The sequence below is a fragment of the Streptomyces sp. BK79 genome (genome assembly GCF_044142145.1).
Taxonomy (GTDB): domain Bacteria; phylum Actinomycetota; class Actinomycetes; order Streptomycetales; family Streptomycetaceae; genus Streptomyces.
Genome location: NZ_JBHVOC010000026.1, coordinates 109,069 through 123,254, shown reverse-complemented (window position 1 = coordinate 123,254; position 14,186 = coordinate 109,069). Strand labels below are relative to the sequence as shown.

14 protein-coding genes are annotated in these 14,186 nt (G+C 73.1%); 12 read left to right on the top strand and 2 right to left on the bottom strand.

The genetic code is table 11. The annotated features are described in order from the left end of the window. The first annotated feature begins 135 nt into the window (after positions 1-135). The 9 genes from ACFIF2_RS29435 (at position 136) to ACFIF2_RS29395 (ending at position 10,602) form a co-directional block, all read left to right on the top strand. On the top strand, positions 136-2,160 hold the full coding sequence (locus ACFIF2_RS29435; protein WP_395576273.1) for a tetratricopeptide repeat protein: 2,025 nt from the start codon (positions 136-138) through the stop codon (positions 2,158-2,160). 140 nt (positions 2,161-2,300) lie between these two features. After that, the gene (gene ald / locus ACFIF2_RS29430) at positions 2,301-3,416 is read left to right on the top strand and encodes an alanine dehydrogenase (RefSeq protein WP_395576295.1); all 1,116 of its coding nucleotides are present in this window, start codon (positions 2,301-2,303) and stop codon (positions 3,414-3,416) included. Between the two features lie 495 nt (positions 3,417-3,911). Further along, the gene (locus ACFIF2_RS29425) at positions 3,912-4,934 is read left to right on the top strand and encodes a ParA family protein (RefSeq protein WP_078494845.1); all 1,023 of its coding nucleotides are present in this window, start codon (positions 3,912-3,914) and stop codon (positions 4,932-4,934) included. Further along, positions 4,931-5,488, top strand: a complete 558-nt coding sequence (locus ACFIF2_RS29420) for a hypothetical protein (RefSeq protein WP_395576294.1) — start codon at positions 4,931-4,933, stop codon at positions 5,486-5,488. Before ACFIF2_RS29425 ends, ACFIF2_RS29420 begins: the two co-directional genes overlap by 4 nt. Before the next feature lie 528 nt (positions 5,489-6,016). After that, positions 6,017-7,027, top strand: a complete 1,011-nt coding sequence (locus ACFIF2_RS29415; protein ID WP_395576293.1) for a segregation/condensation protein A — start codon at positions 6,017-6,019, stop codon at positions 7,025-7,027. An 80-nt stretch (positions 7,028-7,107) separates the two neighbouring features. Continuing rightward, positions 7,108-7,677 (top strand): SMC-Scp complex subunit ScpB, encoded by a 570-nt coding sequence (scpB, locus tag ACFIF2_RS29410; protein WP_395576292.1) that lies wholly within the window; start codon positions 7,108-7,110, stop codon positions 7,675-7,677. Next, entirely contained in the window at positions 7,677-8,792 is a 1,116-nt protein-coding gene (locus ACFIF2_RS29405; RefSeq protein ID WP_395576272.1) for a pseudouridine synthase, read from the top strand. Before scpB ends, ACFIF2_RS29405 begins: the two co-directional genes overlap by 1 nt. Before the next feature lie 74 nt (positions 8,793-8,866). Next, on the top strand, positions 8,867-9,586 hold the full coding sequence (locus ACFIF2_RS29400; protein WP_395576271.1) for an NUDIX hydrolase: 720 nt from the start codon (positions 8,867-8,869) through the stop codon (positions 9,584-9,586). Then, a complete protein-coding gene (locus tag ACFIF2_RS29395; protein ID WP_395576270.1) occupies positions 9,583-10,602 on the top strand; it encodes an ADP-ribosylglycohydrolase family protein in 1,020 nt (339 codons plus the stop codon). The genes ACFIF2_RS29400 and ACFIF2_RS29395 overlap by 4 nt, the downstream gene beginning before the upstream one ends. On the opposite strand, the gene ACFIF2_RS29390 is transcribed toward ACFIF2_RS29395, so the two are convergent. Together ACFIF2_RS29390 and ACFIF2_RS29385 are read right to left on the bottom strand one after the other, a co-directional pair. Beyond that, positions 10,599-11,333: a DNA polymerase beta superfamily protein gene (locus ACFIF2_RS29390; protein ID WP_395576269.1), complete on the bottom strand. Its 735-nt coding sequence runs from the start codon at positions 11,331-11,333 to the stop codon at positions 10,599-10,601. The genes ACFIF2_RS29395 and ACFIF2_RS29390 overlap by 4 nt on opposite strands. A gap of 22 nt (positions 11,334-11,355) precedes the next feature. Beyond that, a complete protein-coding gene (locus ACFIF2_RS29385; protein WP_395576268.1) occupies positions 11,356-11,754 on the bottom strand; it encodes a Rieske (2Fe-2S) protein in 399 nt (132 codons plus the stop codon). Positions 11,755-11,887: 133 nt separating this feature from the next. Between ACFIF2_RS29385 and aroH the strand changes: the two genes are divergently transcribed. The 3 genes from aroH (at position 11,888) to cmk (ending at position 14,168) form a co-directional block, all read left to right on the top strand. Next, positions 11,888-12,250, top strand: a complete 363-nt coding sequence (aroH, locus tag ACFIF2_RS29380; RefSeq protein ID WP_395576267.1) for a chorismate mutase — start codon at positions 11,888-11,890, stop codon at positions 12,248-12,250. Next, positions 12,247-13,332, top strand: a complete 1,086-nt coding sequence (locus tag ACFIF2_RS29375) for a prephenate dehydrogenase (protein WP_395576266.1) — start codon at positions 12,247-12,249, stop codon at positions 13,330-13,332. The genes aroH and ACFIF2_RS29375 overlap by 4 nt, the downstream gene beginning before the upstream one ends. A gap of 140 nt (positions 13,333-13,472) precedes the next feature. Beyond that, positions 13,473-14,168 (top strand): (d)CMP kinase, encoded by a 696-nt coding sequence (gene cmk, locus ACFIF2_RS29370; protein WP_395576265.1) that lies wholly within the window; start codon positions 13,473-13,475, stop codon positions 14,166-14,168. The last annotated feature ends 18 nt before the right edge of the window (positions 14,169-14,186 follow it).

Here is a 14,186-nt window from a genome sequence, read left to right as displayed (position 1 = left end):
GATCGGTTGATCCGATCGGGGGATGTGCCCGCCCTGCTCCACCGGGAACGTCGCAGAGCGTGAACTAGGCTCTGGAAGCGCCCGAACCGGGGTTCCGGCGGGCACCGGCGTGCGGTGGGATCGGGAGTGTGGCCCGTGACGGATCAGGCGGTGGACACGGACGGCGTACGGCTGTCGGAGGACCCTGAGCAGCATCGGTTCCTGGGCCGCCACCGGGAACTGAAGGAGCTGCGCGCCGACATCGAACGCGCGGGTCTGGACACCCTCTCCGGCCGCAAGGCCCCCCGCGCGCGCGTGCTGCTCATCGCGGGGCGCCCCGGGTCCGGCCGCACCGCGCTCGCCGAGGAGCTGGCCGCCCAGGTCGCGGACGCCTACCCCGACGGCGTGCTGCGGGCCCGGCTGAGCGAGCCGGACGGCACGCGCGTGCCCGTCGGGCGCCTCGCCCGGGAACTGCTCACCGAGCTGGACCGCCCCACCCCGCCCGGCGCGGGCGAGGACGACCTCACCGAGGCCCTGCGCACCGCCCTCGCCGACCGCAGGGTCCTCCTCCTGCTCGACGACGCCGCCGACGCCGAGCAGGTCGACGCCCTGCTGCCGGACGCCCCGGACTGCCTGGCCGTCGTCGTCGCCCAGGGCCCGCTGACCGGCATCGCGGACGTCCGCCCGTGCACGCTGGGCGGCCTGGACACCAAGTCGGCGGTGGAGCTGCTGTCCCGGCACACCGGCTCCGTGCGGATCACCGTCGACCCCCGGGCCGCCGAGCAGCTGGTCGAGGTCTGCCAGGCCCAGCCCGCCGCGCTGACCCTCGCGGGCGGCTGGCTCGCCGCCCGGCCCCAGGCGGCCGTCGCGGACCTCGCCAAGCACGTGCACGCCGAGGGCGACGAGGGCACCCCGCTCAGCCGTGTCTTCCGCCTCGTCCACGCGTCCCTGCCCAGCCCCGCCGCCCGGATGCTGCGCCTGCTCTCCCTCGCCCCGGCCGGCCTGGTCGACCCGCACACCGCCTCCGCGCTCGCCGGCTGCTCGGTGCACGGCGCCCGCACCACCCTGGACGACTTCGTCGCCCTCGGCGTACTGCGCGCGGCCGGCTCCCCGCTGCCCGCGTACGAGGTGCCCGGGTGCCTGCACGCCCAGCTGGCGGCCCTCGCCAAGCGGCACGAGCGGCCCGCCGAGCTCCAGCTGGCCCGCGCCCGGATGCTGGAGCGGACGGTGCGGCTGCTCCAGTCCTGCCGGGCGGTGACCGAGACCGACAGCCCGCAGGCCCGCGAGAAACTCCTCGCGATGCCGCGAGCCGTGCGCTTCCCGCACCCGAGGGCCGCCGCCGACTGGCTGCGCGCCCGCCGGCCCGCCCTGCTGGCATCCGCCCGGCTCGCGGTCGCCGACGGGGAGCTGGACACCCTCGCCCGGCGGCTGATGTCCCAGCTGGTGCGGGCCATGGTGGCCCACTTCGGTACCCAGGCGGCGGCCCCCGACCTCTACGGCATCCACCGCCTCGTCCTCGACGTGGCCGAGCGCCGCGAGCTGCCCCGCGAGAAGGCGGCGGCCCTGCTGAACCTGGCCGACCTCGACGCCCGCACCGGCCGCACCGCCGAGGCCCTGGCCCGCTACCGGGCCGCGCTGGACGCCGGACGCGAGGCGAACGACCCGTACGCGACCGCCCGCGCGATGGAATCCGTAGGCGGCGCCCACCTGGAGCTGGGGGACTACGACCGGGCCGCCGACTGGTTCGGCCGGGCCCTGGCCCAGCGGCTCGCCCGGGACGAGCGCGCGGACGCCGCCCGCCTCTACGGCCGCGTCGCCACCGCCCACACCTACGCCGGGCGCTACGGCGAGGCGCTGCGGGGCTGGCGGGCCGCGGTCGCCGGGTACCGGAAGACGGGCGACGTCGCCGCGCACGCACGGGCGTTGAGCGAGCTGGCCCGCGTCCAGGAGTACGCCGGACGCCCCGAGGAGTCGCTGCGCACCTGCCAGGAGGCCGTGGAGTGGGCCCGCCGGGCCGAGGACGTCCGGCTCCAGGCCGCGCTGCACCTGCGGCTGGCCGACACCCTCGACCGGCTCGGCGATCCCACGGCGGCCGGACTCCAGCGGAGCACCGCGGATCGCATGCTGAGGGAAGATCCCGCCGAAGCCTGCGAAATCCGCAGCGCATCCTCTGAAGATTGATGCTTTGAAAGGCTAGACAGAGAGAACACCTTCATTAGACTGGCTCTGCCGCACCTTCTTGCGGTCTCTCCCGTTGCGCCCTCGTGTGCGCGGGTATGTGTAGCAATAGCCATTTCTCTGAGCCAAGGACCGTGATCGACGTGAAGGTCGGCATCCCCCGCGAGGTCAAGAACAACGAGTTCCGGGTGGCCATCACCCCCGCCGGCGTGCACGAGCTGGTGCGCCACGGTCACCAGGTCGTCATCGAGCGCGACGCCGGCGTCGGCTCCTCGATCCCGAACGAGGAGTACGTCGCGGCCGGCGCGCGGATACTCGACACCGCCGACGAGGTCTGGGCCACCGCCGACCTGCTGCTGAAGGTCAAGGAGCCCATCGCGCAGGAGTACCACCGCCTCCGCAAGGACCAGACGCTCTTCACCTACCTGCACCTGGCCGCCTCCAAGGAGTGCACGGACGCCCTCATCGAGTCCGGCACCACCGCGATCGCCTACGAGACGGTCGAGCTGCCCAACCGCGCGCTGCCGCTGCTCGCCCCGATGTCCGAGGTCGCGGGCCGGCTGGCCCCCCAGGTCGGCGCCTACCACCTGATGGCGGCCAACGGCGGGCGCGGCGTGCTGCCCGGCGGTGTCCCCGGCGTGCTGGCCGGCAAGGCCGTCGTCATCGGCGGCGGCGTCTCCGGCTGGAACGCGGCGCAGATCGCCATCGGCATGGGCTTCCACGTGACCCTGCTCGACAAGGACATCAACAAGCTCAAGGAAGCCGACAAGATCTTCGGCACGAAGATCCAGACCGTCGTCTCCAACGCCTTCGAGCTGGAGAAGGCCTGCCTGGACGCCGACCTCGTGATCGGCGCCGTGCTGATCCCGGGCGCCAAGGCCCCGAAGCTGGTCACCAACGAGCTGGTGTCCCGGATGAAGCCCGGAAGTGTGCTTGTCGACATCGCGATCGACCAGGGCGGCTGCTTCGAGGACTCCCACCCGACCACGCACGCCGAGCCGACCTTCCCGGTCCACAACTCGGTCTTCTACTGCGTCGCCAACATGCCCGGCGCCGTCCCGAACACCTCCACCTACGCGCTGACCAACGCCACGCTGCCGTACATCGTGGAGCTGGCGAACCGCGGCTGGGCCGACGCGCTGCGCCGCGACCCGGCGCTCGCCAAGGGTCTCAACACCCATGACGGCAAGGTCGTTTACAAGGAGGTCGCCGAGGCGCACGGCCTCGAGCACGTCGAACTGGCCTCGCTGCTCGCCTAAGTCACCAAGTGGCAAAGGCGACACGTCAACAGTCGCCGTCAACCCCGCGCACCCGGCCGGACCTTGCCCGACAAGGTCCGGCCGGGTGTGTGTATGGTCACTTTGCGATTCTCGGCCAACTCGCCTCGAACGTAACGCTTCAACCGATTCGCGCACCGGTGAAACCTGCTGTGCGACGGCCGTACGCCCTTGACAGAGGGATGTTTCATTGCCGACACATCGGGCCGGGTCCGGCGGATTGTGTTGCTGCGGACGGCCGACACGCCATAGAGTCGCCGAACGTCGGCATGGTGCCACGCTGACCTGTCGAGAAGTTTCCTGGTCACCAAGGAGGTAAGACGACTTGTGAATGAGTCGACATTTACTCCCGGGGGTGGTCAACCAGGAACGCCTGCACGGGCCCACGGCCCCGGGCGTCTCGAGGCTGTCGGCTCCGTCGCTGTACGCACCTTCGCAGCCGCCCACCAGAGTCCGCAGGCAACTCAGACAGCACACATGAGTATGGATGGCCAACACGTGAACGCCATGGCCGGCGACGGAAGTGGCGCGCCCCGCAACCACTTCGCCGACTACGACGAACTGCCCGAGGGGCACTTCTACGACCCGGACGCGGAGTACGAGCCCGATCCCGAGTACGCCGCCACGCTCGCGCCCGACGCGGCCCGACAGCGCCGTGAGCGCATCGGTCCGACCGGACGCCCGCTGCCGTACTTCCCGATCCCGGGCCCGCTGACCGATCACGGCCCCGCGAAGATCATCGCGATGTGCAACCAGAAGGGCGGCGTCGGCAAGACCACGTCGACCATCAACCTGGGTGCCGCGCTCGCCGAGTACGGGCGCCGGGTGCTGCTCGTCGACTTCGACCCGCAGGGCGCGCTGTCGGTCGGTCTCGGCGTCAACCCGATGGAGCTTGACCTCACCGTCTACAACCTGCTCATGGAGCGGGGCATGGCGGCCGACGAGGTGCTGCTGAAGACGGCGGTCCCCAACATGGACCTGCTGCCCAGCAACATCGACCTGTCGGCGGCCGAGGTGCAGCTCGTCAGCGAGGTCGCGCGCGAGTCGACGCTCCAGCGGGCGCTGAAGCCGCTGATGGACGACTACGACTTCATCGTGATCGACTGCCAGCCCTCGCTCGGCCTGCTGACGGTGAACGCGCTGACGGCCGCGCACAAGGTGATCGTGCCGCTGGAGTGCGAGTTCTTCGCGCTGCGCGGTGTGGCGCTGCTGACCGAGACCATCGAGAAGGTCCAGGAGCGGCTCAACCCCGACCTGGAGCTCGACGGCATCCTCGCCACGATGTACGACTCGCGCACGGTGCACAGCCGTGAGGTGCTCGCGCGTGTCGTCGAGGCGTTCGACGACCACGTCTACCACACGGTCATCGGGCGCACGGTCCGCTTCCCGGAGACCACGGTCGCCGGTGAGCCGATCACCACGTACGCCTCCAACTCCGTCGGTGCCGCCGCCTACCGCCAGCTCGCCAGGGAGGTGCTCGCCCGGTGTCACGCCGAGTGAGTCTGCCGGGGGCCGACGAACTCTTCCGTACGACCGGGGGGATGGGGCTCCAGGCGTCCTCCCCGCGGCGACCGGCCAACGGGGAAGCCCGGGTGCCGTCGCCGGCGGGGGAGAGCGACCAGGCCGCCGCCGAGGACGCGCCGCAGTCGGTGCCCGCGCAGGGCGGTGACGGCGAGGGCGCGGAGCACGCCGCGGCGGACGCGGAACCGGGCTCGGCGGGCGAGTCGCGCAGCCGGGGCACGGAGCGCTCCGCGCGGGGCGCCGGGCCGGGCGCGGGCGCGCAGGAAGGTTCTGCCGCCGGCCAGTCCCGCAAGCGGGGACGGGCCGCCGCACGGCGTCCCAGCGGCCGGGAGCGCCACGACGAGAAGATCACCGTGTACGTCTCCGCCGAGGAGCTGATGGACCTGGAGCACGCCCGTCTGGTGCTCCGCGGCGAGCACGGACTGGCCGTGGACCGCGGCCGCATCGTCCGCGAGGCGGTCGCCGTGGTCCTCGCCGACCTGGAGACCCGCGGGGACGCCAGCATCCTCGTACGACGGCTGCGCGGACGGTAGCGGTAGCCTGCGGGGGCCATGACCTCGAACGACGCCCCCCGCCCCGGTGCCCGCGCCGGCCGTCGGCGTGCGCTGGGGAGAGGGCCGGGCGAGTCACCGGCGACGTCGCCCGCCGAGCAGGCCCCGCCGTCCCCCGCGACGTCCGGGGAGGCGGTCTCCGGCGGCCCCCTGGCGGAACCGGAGCCCGTGTCCGCCGGTACGCCCGCCGGTCCGGCGGTCCCCTCCACGGGTGGGGCGACGCCCCCGGAGGCCCCCCGCGCGGTGGTGGCGCCCGAGTCCGAGCCGGGACTGTCCCCGGAGGCTGGGCCCCTGGGGCCCCAGGACGGGACGGCGAGCCCCCGTGCGGTGGCCGGACCGCCCGCGCCCGCCACGGCGGCGGAGGACGCCCTCACGGGCCGCGAGCACGCCGCGAGGGAAGACGCCCCCGACACCTCCGACACTCCCGCGAGCCGTGAGAGTGCCGCGCAGGACGGCGTGGGCACGCAGCGGGACGCCGAGAGCGCGTCGCGGGACGCCGGGGCGGATGCGATGGTGGCGCACGGTGATGGGACGGGCCCCGCGTCGCCGCCCCCCGGCGATCGGGCGGATCCCGCGTCGCCGCCCCCTGGCGGGCGGACGCCCCCCGTGTCCGGAGTCGCCCCGGGCCGGGCGGCCGGGGGTTCCGCGCTCCCGCCCGGGCGGGGAGACACGCGCCACACCCCTCCGTCGGAGGAGGCGGACGACGGTGTCTTCAAGGTGCGGCTCGCCAACTTCGAGGGGCCCTTCGACCTCCTCCTCCAGCTGATCGCCAAGCACAAGATGGACGTCACCGAGGTCGCGCTCTCCAAGGTGACCGACGAGTTCATGGCGCACATCCGGGCGATGGGGCCGGACTGGGACCTCGACGAGACAACCGAGTTCCTGGTGGTCGCGGCCACTCTGCTCGACCTGAAGGCGGCCCGGCTGCTGCCCGCCGCCGAGGTCGAGGACGAGGCCGACCTGGCGCTGCTGGAGGCCCGCGACCTGCTCTTCGCGCGGCTTCTCCAGTACCGCGCGTACAAGCAGATCGCGGAGATCTTCAACGAGCGGCTCGAAGCCGAGGCCCGCCGCTACCCCCGTACCGTCGGCCTGGAGCCCCACCACGCCGAGCTGCTGCCCGAGGTCGTGATCAGCATCGGCCCCGAGGGCTTCGCCAAGCTCGCCGTCAAGGCGATGCAGCCCAAGCCGAAACCGCAGGTCTACGTCGAGCACATCCACGCGCCCCTGGTCAGCGTGCAGGAGCAGGCGGGGATCGTCGTCGCCCGGCTGCGGGAGCTGGGCGAGGCCAGCTTCCGGGTGCTGGTCGAGGACACCGACGACACGCTGACCGTCGTGGCCCGCTTCCTCGCCCTGCTGGAGCTGTACCGGGAGAAGGCCGTGGCACTGGACCAGGAGACCGCGCTCGGCGACCTGCTGGTGCGCTGGACCGGTGGGGACGGGGAAGCCGAGCCGGTGGTGACCGACGAGTTCGACCGGCCGCCCGAGGAGATCCGGGAACCCGAGGAGGAGAAGAAGGCGTGAGCGACGAGACCTCCCTTGCCGTGGGCGGACAGCGCGCCGTCGCCGACCTCGAACTCAGGCCCGCCCTCGAAGCCGTCCTCATGGTCGTCGACGAGCCCGCGACCGAGGAGCACCTGGCGAAGATCCTGCAGCGGCCCCGGCGGCAGATCGCGGACGCCCTGCGCGAGCTGGCCGACGAGTACACCGTGCAGCGACGCGGCTTCGAGCTGCGCCTGATCGCCGGCGGCTGGCGCTTCTACACCCGCCCCGAGTACGCGGCGGCCGTCGAGGGCTTCGTCCTGGACGGCCAGCAGGCCCGCCTCACACAGGCCGCGCTGGAGACCCTCGCGGTGGTCGCCTACCGCCAGCCGGTCAGCCGCAGCCGGGTCTCCGCGGTGCGCGGGGTGAACTGCGACGGCGTGATGCGCACCCTCCTCCAGCGGGGCCTGGTGGAGGAGGCGGGCACGGAACCCGAAACAGGTGCGATCCTGTACGTGACGACGAACTACTTCCTGGAGCGGATGGGCCTTCGCGGCCTGGACGAGCTCCCGGAGCTCGCGCCCTTCCTCCCGGAGGCGGCGGCGATCGAGTCCGAGACACTGGAAGGGGTCCCGTCGTTCGATCCGGACGCCCCGGATTCCGAGGACGCAGACGACAAGACGGAACTTTGATGCGAAGCAGCAGCGGCAGGAACAGCAGCGGAAACAACGGCGGGAGCCGTGGTGGCAACAGCGGCGGCCGCGGCGGGAGCAGCGGGGGCCGCGGGAACTTCCGCGGCGCCGGCAACAACCGCGACGACAAGCAGGGCGGCCGTCCGAAGAAGCCGCGCCCCGAGGAGCGGCGCTACGACGTGGGCCCCGGCGCCACCCAGGAGGGTCCGAAGTCGGGCCGCGGCCCCGCGGCCCGAGGCGGCGCCAAGGGCGGGCCGAAGAAGCCCCTCCAGCGCGGGCGCTCGGTCCCGGCGACCTCCCGTGAGTACGAGGCCCGGGCCGAGGAGCGCAACCGGGAGCGCTACGCGGGCAAGAAGGACGTCAAGATCCCGAAGACCTTCCCGGGCGCCGAGCAGGAGGGCGAGCGGCTCCAGAAGGTCCTCGCACGCGCGGGCTACGGCTCCCGGCGCTCCTGCGAGGAGCTGATCGAGCAGGCGCGCGTCGAGGTCAACGGCGAGATCGTCCTCGAGCAGGGCAAGCGGGTCGACCCGGAGAAGGACGAGGTCAAGGTCGACGGCCTGACCGTCGCCACGCAGTCGTACCAGTTCTTCTCGCTCAACAAGCCCGCCGGTGTCGTCTCCACCATGGAGGACCCGGACGGCCGCCAGTGCCTCGGTGACTACGTCACCAACCGGGAGACCCGCCTCTTCCACGTGGGCCGGCTCGACACCGAGACCGAGGGCGTCATCCTGCTCACCAACCACGGTGAGCTGGCCCACCGCCTGACCCACCCCCGGTACGGCGTGAAGAAGACCTACCTCGCGCACATCGTGGGCCCGATCCCGCGCGACCTCGGCAAGCGCCTGAAGGACGGCATCCAGCTGGAGGACGGGTACGCGCGCGCGGACCACTTCCGGGTCGTGGAGCAGACCGGCAAGAACTACCTGGTCGAGGTCACCCTCCACGAGGGCCGCAAGCACATCGTGCGCCGGATGCTGGCCGAGGCGGGCTTCCCCGTCGACAAGCTGGTGCGCACCGCCTTCGGTCCGATCACGCTGGGCGACCAGAAGTCGGGCTGGCTGCGCCGGCTGTCCAACACGGAGGTCGGGATGCTGATGCAGGAGGTCGACCTCTAGCCGTCCGCCCGAGGGGTTGTTCCGAGCACCCGCTCTCTTTATAGTCGTAGTGACTATTAAGGGGGTGGGTGCTCGTGCGCGGCTACGACAAGCACGCCTTCGAGCCTTTCGCCGTCACCGTGGACCTCGCCGTCCTCACCCTGCGCGCGGGCGCGCTGCACGTGCTGCTCGTCGAGCGGGGGCAGGAGCCGTACGCCGGCCGCTGGGCCCTGCCCGGCGGCTTTCTGCTGCCCTCCGAGTCGGCGGAGACGGCGGCCCGCCGGGAGCTGGCCGAGGAGACCGGCCTGGCGGACGTGACCGGCCTGCACCTGGAGCAGCTGCGCACCTACAGCGAGCCGGACCGGGACCCCAGGATGCGGGTCGTGTCGGTCGCCTTCGCCGCCCTGCTGCCCGACCCTCCCGAGCCGCGCGCCGGCACCGACGCCGCCGAGGCCCGCTGGGTGCCGTACGACGCGGCCGTGGACCTCGCCTTCGACCACGGCCGCATCCTGGCCGACGCCCGGGAACGGGTCGGCGCCAAGCTGGAGTACACCTGCCTGGCCACCGCCTTCTGCCCGGCCGAGTTCACGCTCGGTGAGCTGCAACAGGTCTACGAGACGGTGTGGGGCACGGCCCTGGACCGGCCCAACTTCCGCCGCAAGGTCCTCGCCACCCCCGGCTTCGTCGAGGCCGTCCCGGGCGCCGCCCGCCTCACCGGCGGCCGGGGCAAACCGGCCGCGCTCTACCGCGCCGGTCCCGCCACCGCCCTGCACCCGCCCCTGCTGCGTACCCCTCGGGAAGGACGCCCCGCATGACCACCACCGTCACCAAGCGCGCCGCCACGGGGGCGCTCACCGGACTCGCCCTCGGGGACGCGCTGGGCTTCCCGACCGAGTTCAACGACGTCCCGTCGATCCTCGCCAAGTTCGGCCCGTGGCGGGAGATGGAGCTGCCCCGGCCGGCGATCGTCACCGACGACACGCAGATGACGCTGGCGCTGGGCCGCGGTCTGCGCACGGCGATGGACCGGGGCCCGCTCGGACCCAAGCGCATGGAACGGCCGGTGCGCGAGGAGTTCGTCGACTGGTACCAGTCGCCGGAGAACAACCGGGCTCCGGGCAACACCTGCCTCACGGCATGCAACCTCCTGAAGGCCCCGGACCGCCCCTGGCAGGACGCCTCCCAGGTCCACTCCAAGGGCTGCGGAGCCAACATGCGCGTCGCGCCGGTCGGACTCGTCCCCGGCCTCAGCGACGAACAGCGCGCGGGCGCCGCCCAGTTGCAGTCCGCGCTCACCCACGGCCACCCCACCGCGCTCGCCGCGTCCGACCTCACCGCGCACGCCGTACGGCTGCTCGCCGAGGGGGCCGAGCCGACCGGACTGGTCGGACTGCTGCGGTCGTACGCCTACGACAACCGCACCCGCTACCACGAGCGCTGGCTCGGCGACCTGTGGACCCGCGCCCAGGACCCCACGCCCGAGCACTTCATCGCCCGGGGCTGGGACGAGTGCCTGGCGATACTCGACCGGCTCCAGCACGCCGTGCGCACCGTCTCGCCGGAGACCGACCCGTGCCTCGCGGTCGGCGAGGGCTGGATCGCCGAGGAGGCGCTGGCGGCCGGGCTGCTCTGTTTCCTGCTCTTCGTCGACGAGCCCCTGACCGCACTGCGACGCGCCGCCTGCACCTCCGGTGACTCCGACTCCGTCGCCTGCCTCGCGGGCGCCTTCGCCGGCGCGCACCTGGGCACCGACGCCTGGCCCGCCGAGTGGGCCGACCGCATCGAGTACCGGGGCGACCTGCTGGCCCTCGGGGCGCTCTGGGACGCCTAGCGCACGGCGCCCCGCACGACGTCCCGCACGTCGTCGTCGTACAGATCCGGCTGGAGCGCTGAGGTCCGGCGGACGCGGACCAGGAAGTCCTCGACGCGGCGCCGGTCCGGTTCGGCGGGCAGCGGGCTGCGCGCGGCGGCCTCCTGGCCCTCCTCGACCAGGCGGTTCATCCGCGACTCCACCTCCGGCCAGGGCACCTCGCCGCGCTTCACGGCGAGCAGCGACTCCCGCCCCTCGCCGACGTCGATCGTCAGGACGCCCGTGCGCAGCAGGTCGCGGGCGGACGTCAGCAGCCGCAGCAGGTGCATGGCGTGCTTCCAGCGCGGGGCGCCGTGCGTGCGTACGTCGGCGTCGAGCTTGCGGCGCTGGCCGTGGGCGTACCGCGTGAACGTGTCGAGGGCGCGGCGCGAGAGGAACGCGTCTCGCAGGGCGAGCAGTTCGCGGCCCGTGGCGTCCACGCGCTCCACGAGCGGGGAGTGCAGGCACTCCAGGATGTTCGGGTTGGCGCGCAGCGCCAGCTCGCAGAAGCGTTCCAGCTCCCAGCTGAACTGCTCGTCCGCCGGTCCCTCCACGTGCGTCGGCGGCTTCTCGAAGCGCCAGAACAGCGGGGTCGGGGCGAGGAACACGCCCCGGCGGTCGGTGTCGCTGCCCTCCGTCGCCAGACCGAAGGCGCGTGAACCCATGACACAGGCGTAGACGGTGTGGTCGCGTACCAGGGTCTCGGGCTCCATGCCCGGAGCGTACGCGGGCGGCTCACGCCAGCCGGACCGAATTTCCGTCCACCGCGATCCGCTCCTCGGGCAGCGGCCTGGTGGCGGGCCCCTGCTCCACCGCGCCGTCGGCGATGCTGAACCTGCTGCCGTGGCAGGCGCAGTCGATGGTGCCGTCCCGCACGTCCGACACCAGGCAGTTCTGGTGGGTGCAGACCGCCGAGAAGGCCTTGAACTCACCTTGCCGCGGCTGGGTCACGACGATCTTCTCGGCCGGGAAGATCGTGCCGCCGCCGACCGGGATGCCGCTCGTCGGCGCCAGTTCCCGGCCGGGCGAGGCGGCCGACGTGTCGCCGTCGCCGCCCGAGTCGCCGCAGCCCGCGGCGAGCGCCGCCGCGCCGGTGCACAGGAGGACCGTACGGCGGGTCGGGATCTGAGTCATGTCGTCACTCCGGGGGCAGGGGGGGCGGCCGGGGCCAGCGTCTCAGGTGACGGGCGGCCCGGGCCGGTACGCGGCGGGCTGACTACGCTGGACGGACCAAGAACCCATACGCACGTCAGCAAGGAGCATCGCCGTGGCGGTACGAGCGGTCCGGGGCGCCGTCCAACTGGAACGGGACGAAGCCGGGCACATGGACGAGCAGGTCGCGGCCCTGCTGACCGCCGTCCTGGAGCGCAACGACCTGACCGGCGACGACCTGATCAGCATCTGGTTCACGGCCACGCCCGACCTGCACAGCGACTTCCCGGCCGCCGCCGCCCGCGGGCTCGGCATCACCGACGTCCCGCTGATCTGCGCCCAGGAACTGGACGTCGAGGGCGCGATGCCCCGCGTCGTCCGGATCCTGGCCCACATCGAGACCGACCGGCCCCGCGCCGACATCTCCCACGTCTACCTCGGCGCCGCGGCCGCCCTGCGCAAGGACATCGCCCAGTGAGAACCGCACTCGTCATCGGCACCGGCCTCATCGGCACCTCGGCCGCCCTCGCGCTGACCGGGCGGGGCGTGACCGTGCACCTCACCGACCACGATCCCGAGCAGGCCCGTACGGCCGCCGCGCTGGGCGCCGGCACCGACCAGGCCCCGGACGGCCCGGTCGACCTCGCGATCGTCGCCGCCCCGCCCGCCCTGGTGGCCGGCGTGCTCGCCGACGCCATGGCGCGCGGCGCCGCCCGCGGGTACATCGACGTGGCCAGCGTCAAGGGCGGCCCCCGGCGCGACCTGGAGGCACGGGGACTCGATCTGGCCGCCTACATCGGCACGCACCCCATGTCCGGGCGGGAGAAGTCCGGCCCGCTGGCCGCCACCGGCGACCTCTTCGAGGGCCGTCCGTGGGTGCTGACCCCGACGCGGGACACCGACACCGAGGTGCTCAACCTCGCCCTGGAACTGGTCTCGCACTGCCGCGCGGTGCCGGTGGTGATGGACGCGGACGCCCACGACCGTGCCGTGGCCCTCGTCTCCCACATGCCCCACCTGGTCTCCAGCATGGTCGCCGCCCGCCTGGAGCACGCCGAGGAGGCCGCCGTACGGCTGTGCGGGCAGGGCATCCGCGACGTGACCCGGATCGCGGCCTCCGACCCCCGGATGTGGATCGACATCCTCTCCGCCAACCCGGGGCCGGTCGCCGACCTGCTCACCGACGTCGCCGCCGACCTGGAGGAGACGGTGCGGGCCCTGCGCGCCCTGGAGTCCTCCGACGACGACAAGCGCCGCGAGGGCGGCACGGGCATCGCCGAGGTGCTGCGGCGCGGCAACGCCGGGCAGGTGCGGGTCCCGGGCAAGCACGGCAGCGCCCCCCGGGCCTACGAGACCGTGGCCGTCCTCATCGACGACCAGCCCGGCCAGCTGGCCCGCATCTTCGCGGACGCGGGACGGGCCGGGGTCAACGTCGAGGACGTGCGGATCGAGCACGCGACCGGGCAGCAGGCCGGTCTGGTGCAGCTCATGGTCGAGCCGAAGGCCGCTCCCGTGCTGACGGCGGCCCTCAAGGAGCGGGGCTGGGCGATCCGGCAGTGAGGCGGGGCCCACGGGTGACTGTCGAAAGGCGGGGCCCCTGGGTGACTGTCGGAGGGGTCCCGCGGAGCCAGTAACCTGGTGCGGGGCGCGTTCGCGTCCCGCACACCTCTCACCGCACCGCACCAGGAAGGTGTCCCCTCGTGGAAAACGGCGCCGCCGAGACCGTCCCGGCCGTGATTGTCGCCATCGACGGCCCCTCCGGCACGGGCAAGTCGAGCACGTCGAAGGCCGTCGCCGCCCAGCTCGGCCTGAGCTACCTGGACACCGGCGCCCAGTACCGGGCGATCACCTGGTGGATGGTGACCAACGGCATCGACACCGACGACCCGCACGCGATCGCCGCCGCGGCCGGCAAGCCCGAGATCCTCTCCGGCACCGACCCGGCCGCCCCGACCATCACGGTCGACGGCGTGGACGTGGCCGGCCCGATCCGCACCCAGGAGGTCACCTCCAAGGTCAGCGCGGTCAGCGCCGTCCCCGAGGTGCGGACCCGGATCACCGAGCTGCAGCGCACCATCGCCGCCGCCGCCCCGCTCGGCATCGTCGTCGAGGGCCGGGACATCGGCACGACCGTGCTGCCGGACGCCGACCTGAAGATCTTCCTCACCGCCTCCGCAGAGGCCCGCGCCGCCCGCCGCAGCGGCGAGCTGAAGGGCGCCGACGTCAACGTCACCCGCGAGGCCCTGATCAAGCGGGACGCGGCCGACTCCAGCCGCAAGACCTCGCCGCTGGCCAAGGCCGACGACGCGGTCGAGGTGGACACCACCGAACTCACCCTCCCGCAGGTCATCGAGTGCGTCGTCACCCTCGTCGAGGAGAAGCGGGCGGGCAAGTGACCGCACCCTCCGTCCCCT